This is a genomic window from Shewanella vaxholmensis (assembly GCF_031932135.1).
GTDB classification, from domain to species: domain Bacteria; phylum Pseudomonadota; class Gammaproteobacteria; order Enterobacterales; family Shewanellaceae; genus Shewanella; species Shewanella hafniensis.
On sequence record NZ_JAUOEV010000005.1, the window covers coordinates 24,327 to 39,105 of the forward strand.

14 protein-coding genes are annotated in these 14,779 nt (G+C 43.9%); 5 read left to right on the forward strand and 9 right to left on the reverse strand.

Annotated features, from left to right (window positions below):
* Positions 1 to 156: 156 nt before the first annotated feature.
* The 4 genes from Q4Q46_RS06370 (at position 157) to Q4Q46_RS06385 (ending at position 3,805) form a co-directional block, all read left to right on the forward strand.
* Entirely contained in the window at positions 157 to 1,878 is a 1,722-nt protein-coding gene (locus Q4Q46_RS06370) for a phospho-sugar mutase (RefSeq protein WP_311905541.1), read from the forward strand.
* Between the two features lie 169 nt (positions 1,879 to 2,047).
* Positions 2,048 to 2,431 (forward strand): VOC family protein, encoded by a 384-nt coding sequence (locus tag Q4Q46_RS06375; RefSeq protein WP_006081088.1) that lies wholly within the window; start codon positions 2,048 to 2,050, stop codon positions 2,429 to 2,431.
* 101 nt (positions 2,432 to 2,532) lie between these two features.
* Positions 2,533 to 2,982, forward strand: a complete 450-nt coding sequence (locus Q4Q46_RS06380) for a GyrI-like domain-containing protein (protein ID WP_071939018.1) — start codon at positions 2,533 to 2,535, stop codon at positions 2,980 to 2,982.
* Between the two features lie 109 nt (positions 2,983 to 3,091).
* Complete coding sequence (locus Q4Q46_RS06385; RefSeq protein ID WP_311899971.1) at positions 3,092 to 3,805, forward strand: helix-turn-helix transcriptional regulator; 714 nt, start codon at positions 3,092 to 3,094, stop codon at positions 3,803 to 3,805.
* 115 nt (positions 3,806 to 3,920) lie between these two features.
* Here Q4Q46_RS06385 and Q4Q46_RS06390 read toward each other — a convergent pair whose 3' ends face one another.
* The 9 genes from Q4Q46_RS06390 to Q4Q46_RS06430 form a co-directional block, all read right to left on the reverse strand.
* A complete protein-coding gene (locus Q4Q46_RS06390; protein ID WP_063883172.1) occupies positions 3,921 to 5,213 on the reverse strand; it encodes an aerolysin family beta-barrel pore-forming toxin in 1,293 nt (430 codons plus the stop codon).
* Positions 5,214 to 5,798: 585 nt separating this feature from the next.
* Positions 5,799 to 6,101 (reverse strand): AzlD domain-containing protein, encoded by a 303-nt coding sequence (locus tag Q4Q46_RS06395; RefSeq protein ID WP_107402198.1) that lies wholly within the window; start codon positions 6,099 to 6,101, stop codon positions 5,799 to 5,801.
* Positions 6,098 to 6,955, reverse strand: coding sequence for an AzlC family ABC transporter permease (locus tag Q4Q46_RS06400; protein WP_071939017.1), 858 nt, complete (start codon positions 6,953 to 6,955; stop codon positions 6,098 to 6,100). Before Q4Q46_RS06400 ends, Q4Q46_RS06395 begins: the two co-directional genes overlap by 4 nt.
* A gap of 202 nt (positions 6,956 to 7,157) precedes the next feature.
* Positions 7,158 to 7,991 carry a helix-turn-helix transcriptional regulator gene (locus Q4Q46_RS06405; RefSeq protein ID WP_311889160.1) on the reverse strand — a complete coding sequence of 278 codons (834 nt, stop codon included), beginning with the start codon at positions 7,989 to 7,991 and terminating at the stop codon, positions 7,158 to 7,160.
* Positions 7,992 to 8,178: 187 nt separating this feature from the next.
* Positions 8,179 to 8,835: a Vat family streptogramin A O-acetyltransferase gene (locus Q4Q46_RS06410; protein ID WP_311889158.1), complete on the reverse strand. Its 657-nt coding sequence runs from the start codon at positions 8,833 to 8,835 to the stop codon at positions 8,179 to 8,181.
* A gap of 30 nt (positions 8,836 to 8,865) precedes the next feature.
* Positions 8,866 to 9,381 carry a ClbS/DfsB family four-helix bundle protein gene (locus tag Q4Q46_RS06415; RefSeq protein WP_311889157.1) on the reverse strand — a complete coding sequence of 172 codons (516 nt, stop codon included), beginning with the start codon at positions 9,379 to 9,381 and terminating at the stop codon, positions 8,866 to 8,868.
* Between the two features lie 57 nt (positions 9,382 to 9,438).
* Complete coding sequence (locus Q4Q46_RS06420; RefSeq protein WP_311905542.1) at positions 9,439 to 9,756, reverse strand: hypothetical protein; 318 nt, start codon at positions 9,754 to 9,756, stop codon at positions 9,439 to 9,441.
* 346 nt (positions 9,757 to 10,102) lie between these two features.
* Positions 10,103 to 10,555 (reverse strand): hypothetical protein, encoded by a 453-nt coding sequence (locus tag Q4Q46_RS06425; protein WP_063883168.1) that lies wholly within the window; start codon positions 10,553 to 10,555, stop codon positions 10,103 to 10,105.
* Positions 10,556 to 10,699: 144 nt separating this feature from the next.
* Positions 10,700 to 11,074 (reverse strand): hypothetical protein, encoded by a 375-nt coding sequence (locus Q4Q46_RS06430; RefSeq protein WP_063883167.1) that lies wholly within the window; start codon positions 11,072 to 11,074, stop codon positions 10,700 to 10,702.
* A gap of 932 nt (positions 11,075 to 12,006) precedes the next feature.
* Between Q4Q46_RS06430 and Q4Q46_RS06435 the strand changes: the two genes are divergently transcribed.
* Positions 12,007 to 14,391, forward strand: a complete 2,385-nt coding sequence (locus tag Q4Q46_RS06435; RefSeq protein ID WP_311899961.1) for a hypothetical protein — start codon at positions 12,007 to 12,009, stop codon at positions 14,389 to 14,391.
* Positions 14,392 to 14,779: the final 388 nt, after the last annotated feature.

Genomic DNA, 14,779 nt, shown 5'->3' on the forward strand with positions numbered 1-14,779 from the left:
GCTCGTTAACACCAACGCACTATCTGGCATGACCTGTTAGATAGTGCGTTTTTTATGGCTATACCCTTGGCTCATTTTGAAATTAATGCAAATTAGCTTGTTCTTCTACGTGCTTTTTCCTAATGTGATTGCAAATGATTTTCAATGAGGCGTGATATGAATACCCATCTGCAGTTACAGGTAAACCATTGGCTTGAAAATGATCCTGACCCTCGCACTCAAGCCCAGTTACAAACCCTAATTGATAGCGGCAATGAAGCTGAACTCGCAGCGCGCTTTGCGGGTCGCTTGGAATTTGGTACCGCAGGATTACGCGGTGTTGTCGGCGCTGGGCCTATGGGGATGAACCGTCTAGTGATCCGTCAAACCTCGGCTGGCCTTGGTGCTTATCTACTTGATCAGATTAAAGATGCCGCCGAGCGTGGTGTGGTGATTGGTTACGATGGTCGCCACGACTCATTCAATTTTGCCCATGATGCGGCGAGCGTACTGACCGCTATGGGCATTAAGGTGCGCTTAACGTCTAAAGTGGCGCCGACACCGCTGGTGGCCTTTGGGGTGAAACATTTTAATGCGGCAGCAGGCATTGTGGTGACCGCGAGTCATAACCCGCCGCAATACAATGGCTATAAAGTGTATTGGGAGAATGGCGCGCAGATTATTCCGCCCCACGATTCTGGCATTGCCGCGCAAATTGAGCGCGCCGCGAATCAAGCTATTCCGTTTTTAGAACATGATGAGGCGGTAAAACAAGGTAAGTTAATTATTCTGCAGGACTATTTTTACCAAAGCTATCGCCATGGCGTGCAGCAAGCTGAGGTGCTGCAAAACCATACGGCTCCAGAAAAGGTCAGTTTAGCCTATACCGCCATGCACGGTGTGGGCGCAGATATGGCTGAAACCGTATTGAAAGATGCAGGCTTCACCCAAGTGTATTCGGTTGCCTCCCAGCGCGAACCCGATGGTGATTTCCCGACGGTGAACTTCCCCAATCCGGAAGAAAAGGGCGCGATGGATTTAGTGATCGCCGAGGCGAAAAAACACGGCGCTATGCTCGCCTGTGCTAACGATCCCGATGCCGACCGTTTTGCGGTTGCAGTGCGTCGTGATGATGGCGAGTACCAGATGCTAACGGGCGATCAAGTCGGTGTGCTCTTTGGGCATTACTTGTTATCTCACGCTAAAGATAATCAGCGACTTACGGGCACTACGATAGTGTCATCGAGTCTGTTATCTAAAATTGCTCAAGGGTTTGGCACGCAAAGCTTTACCACGCTCACCGGCTTTAAGTGGCTGATGAATGTGGGTATCGCGAAAACGTCCCCTGAGGATCAATTCCTGTTTGCCTATGAAGAAGCCCTTGGTTACACAGTTGGCAGCATGGTGTGGGATAAAGATGGCTTGTCGGCGCTGGTGGCATTTGCCCAATTAACTGCCGAGCTGGTGGCGAAGGGGCAAACGATTTGGGACAGACTCGAGCAAATTTACCGTGAGCATGGCTTCCATCTCAATGCACAGGTGAGTATTGCACTAAAACCTGACACGCCTAATATTGGCGCCTATTTACGCGAACATCCCCCCGTGAAGATTGGTGAGCATGACGTGCTCTCAACCGATGATTTAAAAGCCCTTGAGCGTCGTTTTGCCGATGGTAGCGTTGAGAAAATCGACTTGCCACCGAGTGATGTATTGACCTATTGCTTAGCGGGTGGCGCTCGGGTGATCGTTAGGCCATCTGGTACTGAACCTAAAATTAAGTGCTACTACGAAGTGGTCGAAACTATGGTCGATACGGATACCTTAGCCAGTACCCAAGCGAGGGCGAGCAAAGCCATGGAAGATTTTATTCAGGCGCACCAAGCCAGTTTGCCAAAGTAACGTTTTAACTAGGCCAAAACCCTCAACATTCACTTTTATTAAAAGGCTACTGACATCATGCTGTCAGTAGCCTTGTTTTATTCTTGTTGTCGCCCGTTAATGATTCAGTCCTGAATTTTATAAATAAGGTTTTGAATCATTGATATTTTTCAACAAGGAGAAAGTGAAAATGTTATCTATTGCACCGTTAGTTTGGGGTGAAATTCCTGTCAGTGACATGAACCGTGCCGTTGCTTTTTATCAGCAGCATTTTGGGGTTGAGTTTAAACGTGACGATATGGAAGACATGGAATATGCGACGATAGTCACCGAAGATGCGAGCGCGGCGAGCATAGGGTTAGTCAAATGCAGCATGAGTCAGCCATCGATGCAAGGCAGCACTGTGTATCTGCATTTCAGCGCACAATTGCAACCTTTAGTGGATAAACTTATCGCAGCAGAGGTGACGATTATCCTGCCAGTCACACCGATAAAAGACGGTGAGTGTGGTTATATCGCGTTATTTGCCGATAGCGAAGGTAACAAAGTGGGTCTGTGGTCTAAGGATAAGTAGTCTCGAGTGATTAATGTATTAGCGTCGTGGCCTTAAGGCACGACGCTAAAATCACGCAATTAACTAAAGTATGGGTTTAGATTTTTATGGAAGAAACAAAGATGGACGTGGTTTATATTGATGCTCGACCGCTACTTGGGCTGAGCACCCGCACGAACAATCGGGCCGAAATGTCCGCCGATGGCGCTAAAATTGGCGGTTTATGGCAAGCCTTTTTTGAATCATCACAACTCACCGCTATGCTCAATTCGCCCATGTATGGCGTGTATTACGACTATGAGTCAGACATGAATGGCGAGTTTGCTGTGCTGGTGGGCAAGGCAATTGATGCCCCTGTTGAGGCAAACCACTTCACGTCGCTTGAGCTTGAAGCCGGTAAATACCTTAAATTCACCGGTCAAGGTGACATGCCCCAGTGTGTTATCGATCTTTGGGGACAAGTGTGGGGCTATTTTAGTGCTAACGATTGTCCGCATCAGCGACGTTATCAAACTGATTTTGAAGTCTATCTCAGCGCCACTGAGGTTGAGATTTATATTGGGATTTTATGATTTAAATCGTAAAATATCACTCAAGTGAGTATCAGGATATGTCAGTGATTTATGTAAACTCACAATGCTTAATCAACTGATAGGCAACTAAAGGATTGAATCAGAGTCAATGCGCCGCGCCGACCGCCTATTTCAAATAGTGCAAATTCTTAAACATAAACGCCTGACCACAGCCCAAGAGTTGGCTGAACGGTTAGAGGTGTCCACGCGCACGATTTACCGTGACGTGCAGGATTTGTGTCTAAGTGGCATTCCCATTGAAGGGGAGGCGGGTGTCGGCTATTTGTTGCGCCACGAGGTCAATGTTCCGCCCTTGATGTTTAACGAAGCCGAACTCGAAGCGATTCAAGTTGGCATGCGTATGGTGCAAACTTGGGGTGGCAAGGAGCTTGGTAGCGCCGCGAGGCAGGCGATGATTAAAGTCGAAGCCGTACTACCAAAACGACTACAAGCCTATCAATCCTTGATGTTTTCACCGGATTTTTACCTCGACTCCAATGAGTTCCAATTCCTCGATCCGCTGCGTAATTCAGCTCAGCGCCGCGAATACGTCAAACTCTTCTATCAAGACGTCAAACTCGATGTCACCGAGCGTGAAGTGCGCCCGCTCGCCATCTATTTTTGGCGTGGTACTTGGACCTTACTGACATGGTGTGAGCTACGTTCGGCTTTTCGTAATTTCAGGGTTGATCGCATCACAGGCCTTGTGCGGCTGAACCGTCATTTTGAACAAGCACCAGGGCAAGAGCTGGAAGATTATATTTGCCTGATGGATGAACATGCGAAGGCGCGAGCCGAAGCAAAAGATAAGCCACTCGAATGAGTGGCTTATCTTACATTTCTAATTTTCTAGTAACATTCTAGTATTTTGCTAGTTGTATCGAGATCTCTCTGAAAATCGTATCATAGCTATTATTGAGAGCCTAAACTCACCGTTTTTAATTGTTTAACATGACTTCGCTTGATTGCGAAATATTCAGTTTTTTGATTAAACCATCTTCATCATTATTTTGGATTTCGCCGACGGCAACTTGAATATTACGACTCAGTCCTAATTTTTGAGCGCTTTTAGGACGATTAGCAATGTCTTCATCCGTTAGCGGATAGGATTCACTGGCATCGATATTAAATTGACTCGAATCGATTGCGGTAAATTTACCGCTGATTGGTGCGCCATGTTGTCTAACTATATTCGCCAATTGCCACTCAAAGCCACTTTTTGACTGTGCCGAATTAATCGCTGCAGGCCAATCCCAAACACCATAACCGTTTATATCTTGATGAAGATATTGATCGACTAAGGCTTCTGGCCCATTAAGATTATTCGCATTCGCTCCGCCAAAAGTGTAAGGGAAGTTAGGTCTGTTTGTCGGGTGATTAATATGTGCATTACCTCCCCATTTTAAGAAGTTCTCATATTTTATATCGTACATCATATATAAACTTGAGGTGTATGGGACATCCGCCTTTTGTTTAAACAGAGTGATTGAGATATAACGTTTGCTGCGAGGCGGCATAATTGCTCGGTACTGCGCCTGACTAGAAATCGTTGTACTTTTGCCGTCGGTTTCACTCCAACCTTGGCTGGCGGAAAATTCGGCACTGATTTCAGAACTCGCTCCACCTATTCCTGGAATACCCACTTCATATTTATTGGTTACGCCAATTTTCTCGGAGAAAGAGAAATTATCGGTTTTGGCCCAGCTAGTGGTGTAATCATAGTTTAGGGTGGCTACACCGGTATCTTCGGTATCTCCCCAGTTGTAAATCACTACGGGAGCTGTATAAATAGCTTCACGATCATAAACTTGAGGTGAACCTAACTGAAGGTTTTGAGGATTAGTTACAAAATGGATATTTTGTAAATTCACCTTCAAACGCTCATTCGCTCTGTAGCCGCTTGCATAAGGATCATTTCCGTTATAGCGGGCTTTAAGACTGTATTCGTTGCTCGATTCTCTTCTGACTTCGATATCTTCACCAACATACTGGGATGCCGTACCGCCAGCCCATGCATATCCAAGATGGTGTCCCAAGGAGAATAACGAGCTGATAAACGAGGGGTCGTTAATCACATCATTTTTAAGCGAATCAAGATCAGGGGCAGCGTGTTCTACCATTGACAGTTTTGGAATAGTATTAGGAATAGCTGCTTCGGCCAACAAAGAAACAGTTCCAAGTGCGGTTAAACAGGATAAAGTTAATATACTCAGGCTAGATTTTGTTCTCATGATTGTTCCTTTATTTTAATAAAATACGTCCTTTCATTGAGAGCGCCGATGGCAATTATATGTAGTCCTAAATCATATAAATAATCATTACTGCTAGGCACATCTAAAAACTAGCACTTTTATTTTTATTAAACAAAGTAAAAATAGATTAATTTAAATAGTGTTTATTTTAGGTTAAAAGTGTTAATTGCTTTATTTTTAAACGGTATTTTGAACTTTATAATGTAGTGTATTTACTTTAATTTTTAATGAGTTTAATTTTGTGCGTGAATTAATATTAATAGCATGGCGTATTTAATATTTAAACTGACTTTTATATAAAAAACTTTTAAATGGATAATTTATGCAAAGAGTTATATCGAGTGCGATATCGAAAGTTAAACCGAGATCAATACCCTAATAGATACAGTCATAAGGGTATAGGACATGAAGACAGTGGAAGATAATGTGAAAGTGATTTTCTGATACACGAGTATCTGAGGGGATGAGGTTGGGTAAAAGTGTGGTAGAGGCTGTATAAGTGCTTGATGCAAGAGCCAGTGCCGCTGTTTGGCACTGGCTCTTTGTTTTCTTAATGTTGTTTACTTAATGGATCAAGAAAAACAGTCCCATACTCAACACTGTGGTCAGCAAGGTGTTACGGGTGACGAGCGCGAGTATCGTCGCGACCACGGCGCAGATGAGATAGCTGTTGTCTAAGCTCAGATCGAGCTGGCCTTCTTGCACAAACACTATGGGCGCGAAGATAGCGGTCAGTACTGCAGGGGCTGAGTAACTTAAAAAAGTTTGGGTGCCCTTACTTAATCGCAGCGGTAATTTAGGTTCGAGCAGTAAATGACGACTAATAAACACAACCGCTGCCATTGAGAAAATCATTAACCAAATCATGCTTTTTCTCCTGATGCAGATTTTGTTTCAATCTCAGTTTCGGTCTGACTTTCAGTCCCAGTGCCTATGTCAGCCTCTGTCTGGGCCTGTGTGTTTGCAAGCTCAGTTGCGGATTGTTCTGCGCGTTCCGCTTCCTTGGTCACTTTGGCGTAAAGTACGCCAGTTGTCATTCCGGCTATGGCTGCGATCAGTAATCCCGCTTGAATTTCAAACAAGGCGCATACCACAGCGAGAGTGAGCGAGACTAATACACAGACGAGAATCGACGGCTTTTTTACCGTGGGCACGACCAGTGCGATAAAGGTGGCGGCGATGGCGAAATCGAGCCCAAGTTCGCCTAAATTCTCGATAGCATTGCCCGCCACTATGCCAAGCAAGGTCGCTATGTTCCAGCCGATATAAAAACTCAAGCCGCCGCCAAGGGCGTACCAGCGATCGAACTTATGCAACTTGCCTTGATTGGCGATGGCAAACAGTTCATCTGTGAGCAAAAAGCCCAATGTCAGGCGCCACTTTAATGGCAAGGGACTGATTTGACTACGCATCGCCATCGCATATAACAGATGGCGCGAGGTGATGAGTAGCGTCGTAATTAAGATACTCCACAGACCAATACCGGCTTTGACCATGCCGAGCGCCACTAACTGAGCCGCGCCCGCGAAGATAATGGCTGACATGGCTTGGCTTTCAATGGGCGTGAGCCCAACCTCAATGGCGAAGGAGCCCGCTAAAATTCCCCAAGGAACCACTGCTATTGTCAGCGGCATCATGGCCAAGGTGCCTTTTAAAAAAGCCTTGGCTTTTGTGGGATGCGCGGGAGAAACATCAGATTCTATAAGCTTGTCGGTTGTCACTTTGGCTCCTAAAAATAGCGGCGACGCGAGGATCGCTGTTAAACAATGAATGCTTGGATAAGGTCTGCTTGCTCTGTTATTACCGCTCAGTTACGACTATTTCTTAGAGACTAGTGTTTAGTTATGGCAGACCTGTTATTAGCGGCCTGTTATTAGGGATAGTAAGCAAGCTGAGCATGGCAGATTAACCTAAAGTGGTTGTTTAGGCTTGGATAATATTGCGGCCTATTTCTTTGGCAAATTGTCCTGGGGTTACGCCGACGGTCTTTTTAAAATGCCGATTCAAATGGCTTTGATCGTGAAAACCACAATCGAGGGCGACATCGAGCAGCCGTGTGCCTTGCTTGATTTTGCCCTTGGCCAGTCTGACTCTGGCCTGAATTTGGTAAGCGTGGGGCGGTAAGCCGTAATAGCGCTGAAATTGCTTGAGTAAATAATAGGGGCTTAATCCCGCAAGCGTTGCCAGCTCTTCAAGGGAAATATCGGCCGCAGGATGATCGTCGATAAAGGATTTCACCAGCGCTAATGCAGGCTTAGCGACTGCCGCGAGATTGTCGCTTGGGCGATGTTTGCCATGGCGTGCCATTAACTGCATTAGGCTTGAATAGACTAAGCTTTCACGCAGTAAGCGATTATCCGATGTATCTAAGGTATTAAAGGTGAGGCGCAGCAGTTCGGCTAATTCAGGATCGTACACTACGGGATCTGGGAAATAGGGCGCTCCGCTGTTTGCTAGCTCACTGTTTATATTGGCAAACTGCGCGGGTACTGGATACATGGCACGATAGGACCAACCGCCCTCGGTGGCGCTACAGCCATTATGCACTTCATCGGCGTTGATGAGAATGATGCTGTGCTTTGGCGCCACATGGTTGCCACCGGTGCGATAAAAACGCTGCGCACCCGCTTCAATCACGCCTACTGTGTAACCTTCGTGGGTATGCCTACTAAAATTTTGTTTATGGTATTGGGCATTGAGTAACTCGAGGCCACCTAATTCATCGGCAATCTGGTAGGCCGCATGTTCTGTGTTCATCAAGCCTCCTTTCTTGAATGGATGAATGGGCGGGTTGTACCTGATAGTAACCCAGAAATCCTCAGCGCTTTTGTACAAAATTGCGCATATTGGATTTTGTTCTGCGCTTAATGGTGGTTTCTTAATGTTTGTTGCTTATTGCTGTCGCTTGAGATTTTTCATCAAGCTTGCTCGCGACCCGCTTGTCTTAGGTCGCTTGCTTTAATTGACTCAGATCAGCGCCCGCGATGGCGTGTAGGTGCTGAGTGATTTTTTCTATCGGCCAATCCCACCAAGCGATGGTAACGAGCTCATCTATCACATCTTGCTCGAATCTCAGCTTGATGACAGTGGCAGGATTACCGCCAACAACAGCGTAGGGCGGTACATCTTTTGTTACCACGGATTGACTGGCAACAATGGCGCCGTGGCCAATTTTTACCCCAGGCATGATAGTGGCGTTATAACCAATCCACACATCGTTACCGATACAGGTGTCGCCTTTATGGGGTAAATCGGTGGGATCTGGCATTACCTTTTCCCAGCCATTGCCAAAGATATAAAAGGGATAAGTCGAGAAGCCTGACACTTGATGATTGGCGCCATTCATAATGAATTTCACGTCTTTCGCAATAGCGCAGAATTTACCGATAATCAGTTTATCGCCAATAAAGTCAAAGTGATAAAGCACATTCGACTCGAACCTTTCAGGCCCCGCAGGATCGTCATAGTAGGTATAATCGCCGACAATAATGTTCTCGCGAGTAATAAAGTTTTTAAGAAAGCCAACCTGAGGGAAGCCTTTCATTGGTTCTCTATCGATAGGGTTTGGGCCTAATTGCGGGTGAGTGTGGGTACTTGGCATGAATACCTCCGTGCTTAAAAGAGTTGTTTACTAGGGTAATGCATTGTCTTTTTTGAATCGTCGTACTTTGGTACGTATATTCTTCATCGGGGAGTAAGTGTTGAACTGGATCATACGGCCCAGAGTCCATTTATCGTACCAAGTTATGCCGTACAGTTGCTGATCACTGAGACTCGCAATCAGCGTTGACAATTTTTCCATTGTCATTTCATATTCATCAAGTAAATCAGTATATTGCCATTGGCTATATTCATGATGAAATCGCTCTGCTAATAATCCCAGTTGATTCCATTTATAACCCGTATCGGGAAAATCAACGGGGAGTGCTTGCGATGTTAACTCGTACCATTTGAGCACTAATTTACCCCAGCCAATAAGGTAAGCGACTGTATCACTTACACTAATTTGTGTACCTTTGATGTTTCCTTCTATGCTGCACACACGGGACATTTGGGCTGGGATTGAGCGATAGTCTGCCATCAATTTTTGGAAAACTGACTGAATAGCCAATTCAAGTTCTTGTTTTGATTGGGGTATAGATGACATCACTACCTCGTTTACATTAGATGCTTAGGCTGAGTTTAACATCATCTATTGGGCAGTTTAGTATTCACCTGTCACAATAAGCTCTTGTTCAATAGATTCAACCACTAAGGCAAGCGTAGTTTTGTCTCGCTTAAAGCCGACAGAGCAAATTGCCATCGCGCCGCTACCACAGGTTATTTCAGGGTAAGCTTCTGTCATTGGCGTTTCATCTTCCACTACGGGCGTTAACACCCAGCCTGCAGCCAATAAACTCGATTTCACCTCAGCGTATTTTTTGCCCCATAACGCGCTGGTGTCCTGTGCTTGAGCAAATAGAGGTAATGCGCCAAGGCTTAACATGATCAGTGGGAGAATTATCTTTCGCATGGAAAACATCTTAGTTCCTATATAGTTCCAGTTGATCGCTTAGCGCTTGTGAGCGTGTTAACAGAAAATATTATTCATAGTCCCTATGCGCATTATCCCTATGTGCATTAGTTGGGGAAATCATGGCTGTTCTTGTTTATTCGTTTTATCAAATATTTTTTCATACAGTATCTGTGTCGATATAAAAATAATAACGAACACACCCGTATCAATAATAAATTTCAATGGATCCAAAGGGTCGCTAAAAATTTCGTAGTGAAAATCGAAGTATTTGAATAATAATTTGGAGCCAATAAAAGCAAAGATAAAAGAGGTAAAGAACTTCAATTGTTTTCCCTTAAAATATGTTGATAAATTAACCATTCTTTTTGGCGCGTTTGTACTCTTGTTGGGATTGATAAATTCCCAGAATGATCAGGCCAAATACGAAATAGAACATTTTTTGCGCTGAAAACTCGATTGTCAGCGTAGGATGTTCTAGGTGGCGGTATAGAATACTGTGAGAAATTACCTCTGTTATCGTCAGAATAAATGGATAGCTAATTAATGCGATAGACGATATTTTTGCGAATTTGTACGTTTGAGGTTGTTTAATGAATTTTGCAATAAATAGTAACCCAAATGATAGCGTCAGATTGCTTATCCATAAAATAGCCGCCGTAATTCGTACTTGAGTATGACTGGCTTGTTCCGCATCGGGATAAACCTCTAATATCTCCTGCAAGTAGCTTGCTGGGCTCACTAATCCCCAAACAGGGTAAAGGCATAGCAGCACGGCAGTGAGCATTAAAATATATCTGATAAACATCCTTTTTCTCCGACAGATTCTGCTTAGAAAGCTATATTTGTTATACGAATTATTACCTTAGCATTGTTTTTTACAAGTGGCGATGCTTTAGCTAAAACTAAATTATTGTGACAAAATCCTTGTTGTTGGATTGCATACTATTTTTTAGGCGCCAACAGCAGAATAGATAAGTAGCAAAGATAGCGGGATCGAAAATAGACCAATTAAACGGAATTTATTGTTGAAGTATTGAGCAGACCATAGCGCAAACTTTCTATGTAACCTTGGATGTGTTAATGCCAAGCCCATTCCGACACAGAACAACACAATACCTATCGCAAAAATGGTCTGTGGAAACTGAGTATCGGTTGAGTAATGGGTAAAAATGAGACCCGCAATAATTCGGCTGGTCACCTCAGCAATATGGAAGTAGGGCTGCTCGCTAAATGAAATAATCCCCTTAGAGAAAGACTCAGGCTTTACAGCCATCACTAGACTTAATAACAACATCAGTAAACCAAAAGCTGCAATAAAGTACATAGTCGTTCCTTGATATAGTGATGTTTTGATGTTTTGATGTTGAAACTATAAATCCAGCGACACAATTAAGCACTCTCATTCCAGTGACACGCTCTGCTTAAATAATAAAAGTCATCCCAGAGGGTCGACGGCGGCATCTACTGCATATGGATGCGCGAATGCCACGGTCACATGGTCAATTATGTTCCCGACATAATAGTGATCTTCCCCATATCCCTATGGGTCAGATATGAATGAGCGGCCATGCCGCCAACGGCCACTTCCATAAGAGTGCTTAATTTCGTTAATTCCTGCGTACCTTTTTAGCCAGTTCCCACACTATCAGTTTCCCTTTTCAAGTCGGTACATCAGGGCATATATTCACTTTTAACCTTAAAAATATGTAGGTGTCCTTACTCTTTTTATTTTTTTGAGGCTATAAGTCCGTCTTTACAATTAAGCACTTTCATTCCAGTGACACGCCATTAACTCATCCCTGAGGGCTCGACGACGGCATCCATGCCGTCAACGGTCACTTCCATGAGAGTGCTTAATTTCGTTAACCTTGGTGTACCTTTTAGCAAGTTTTTACACAATTAACATTCAATTTAAAATAGGTCTTTAGATGGGGCTTTGCATTTTTGAAGCTTAGAAATATGTCCTCACTATTACTTAATGGTTACTTTTCTAGATACAGGTTTGGATAAATGTATATACGCGTTTTTTCCTTATGGTGAATTTAATAGAAAACTGATAAGTTCTAGTAATACAGTTAGTTATGAAATGCACTATTTAAAGGTTTGCCCACTAATGACAATCAATATAGTAAAACCTTTTGAATCTTGGAACTGTGACGTTGTCATGAAGACAACTCCTTACAGGGGTAAGTGTAACCCGTTCAGGGAAGCCGTTCTTAATCCACCATTGAGAACACAATATTGGAACGAAATCACATGAGTGAGCAATCTTTTACGTCCAAACTACGGGCTATTTTTGAAGAGCGTCGCGGTACACACGTATCAAGCTATGATCCAACTGAACTCGCAGCTATTTTGACCGAGCGACAGCTTTTCCCGCAACTAAATGAGATTCCAGAACTCACTAATTTACTTGCGATGTATTCTGGGTTTCATACTAGCCTGATGCCCATTCCGCATGTGCTACCGGCGGTCATATCAAAGATTCTCTCCACGCAGTCAGCAAACACGATATTGGATCCTTGCGCAGGCGTAGGTTCTCTTTTAGCCATTGCGCGACAGGCAACTTCAGCAAAGCGGTGCATCGGTTACAACTCAAGTAGGTCGGAGGGGGAGCTGGGAAAGACGCTATTTCCCGAGGCTGAATGGTTTATTGGCCAAGCTTTGGAATTACTGCCTCATCACGAAAACAATTTAGATGTAGTTATCAGCTTGCTACCTTTTAGTGTACCAACCAATGAATCAATTCAATTGCTGGACACAGCAGGAAACCAGATAGAGTTAAAGGGCGACCTTGGGAATTTAATTCTTGCTGCGGCGATGGCTCGGCTTTCCGAGAACGGTGTGGGGCTTTTCGTTGTTCCTCCTTCGTTCTTTCATTCCACTCGCTCAATTATTAAGCACATCCCATACTTGGGATTTAGTTTAGATGCTGCACTTTTTCTTCCTCCTGGATCCTTTTCGCCATACACATCTATTGGGTCTTACCTTTTAGTTGTGAAAAAAGGATTAAAAAAAAGGATGTTTGTTGGTGAGTTAACTAACGACCATCATACTAATTTGCAAATTCTGGAGAACTTCAGCAAAGGTGAACAAGGGGACTCTGTGGACCTTGGTTGCTACGTTGATGCACTTGAGTTTCGAGGCGTCGATTTACTTCGTGCAAAAGATTATTTTGAATCTGCAAGTAAGCATTTCGGTTTCCCTACGTTTGTTCTCGAGGATTTAGCAACGGAAATTAATCTTGGAAGGCTTGCTGATGGGGTCTGTTTTCCCCTCGCTTCGAATGCCATATTTATTCCCATGATAGGGAGAAGTGAAGTAGTCGATTCTATCGAAGAGTTTACTTTGAAAGCGCAAAACTACGCCCAAGTCATAATCGATCCTTCTAAATCCTACGCCAAGTTTGTTATGCAGTTCTTGAACAGCGAACTTGGAATGAAAATTCGAGAATGGGCACCATCAGGGATCATTCCAAGACTGAATAAAGGGAGCCTTAAAAAGCTTCAAGTCTTAATGCCTGACTTGGAGACGCAACAAAAGATGCTGGAAATTGATACGCGTTTTTCTGCAGAAGAGAATATCTTGCTTGGTCTTCAAAATGATTTGACGAAACTGAGACGTGACCTCTGGAAGAGCCCACAAGCGGCAAATATGGTGAGTAATAGCTTAGAAGTGTTTTCAGAAAGAATAGCGGGAGTGTTAAAGGGGCAAGTTAGCATTGGCCTTGATCAATGGATTGAAACCATTCCGTTCCCCATAGCGTCTGTTCTTCGCGCTTGGCAGTCCACGGCGAGTGATGATTTCAAGGCCAAATATGAGCATCTTCTGCATTTCTTCGAAGCTACCGCTGAGTTTCTCGGAGTTATTCTACTAAGTGCTTTTTATGGAAACGAGGGACTGTATGATTTGCACAAAGTGAAGCTCAAAGAGTCAATGGCTAAGCAGAATCTTAGTTTCCAGCGTGCAACATTTGGTACTTGGAAGTTAGTTGTGGAATATCTTGGAAAACAGACTCGATCACTTCTGCAAGAGAACGGAAAGAAGTTTGACGATGCAAAGAACGACAGATCAATCTGTGAAACGATATTCGCTGACCAAACGCTAAAGCTTCCGCGCCTCCTATGTAGTAAAGAAATCATTGACGTCCTCCAAAAAACTAACAGTATGCGTAACAATTGGACGGGACATGGGGGTATTGTTGGACAAGAAGAAGCGCAGCACCGTAATGAGCAACTTTTCGGACAGGTGGAAAAACTGAGGCAAGCGATGTCGGATGTGTGGGATACTTCAGTGGTCGTGAATGCACTTAATTGTAAGCCTCGCAAAGGTGTTTTTGAGAATGAGATCGCTATGCTAAAGGGTAGCAATAGCGAGTTTCTAAAGGAATCACGGACAATGTCTACTTGGCTAGATATAGATAGTCTCTACATAATCAACGGGAAACAGGAACGTGCTCTTAAGTTGCTGCCGCTTATTTCTATGAAGTCATCACACGGAACAGCGAAAGATGCATGTTATTTCTTTAATAAAATAGAAAAAGATAAAGTGCGATTTGTTTCATATCACTTCAGCAATCGACCAGAGCTCGTTGGACCAAACGACGAGGTGTTTGACACAATCAAACAACTTTCTGAATAAGAACGTTTTGAAAAGAGCTGGTGCACCTACCCCCTTGGTTTTTTTCAAGCTAGTTTTCACACTTAGTGTGGAGCAAGACTGCCTATGTGATAGTGGTATGTATTTTTCCATATGCAGTAGATCACGCAGAAATTAGCTAAGGCGAATTCAGATGCTGACGTGACCTTCGATGACATGGATGTCATCGTAGAGCCGCCATGGATGGCTTCACGGCGTGTCACGGAAGCAGTTGAATTCGGCGAACGAGTGATGGATAAGCGCTTTGTCTTGTCTCTTTAATGTTCAGCTTATTTCGTGTCGCGTAGCAAACAGCCGCAAATAATTTGCGGCTGTTTGCTATTAACACACTGTATTTGAACTGGGATTTAAAGCTTTCGCTAAACAACTC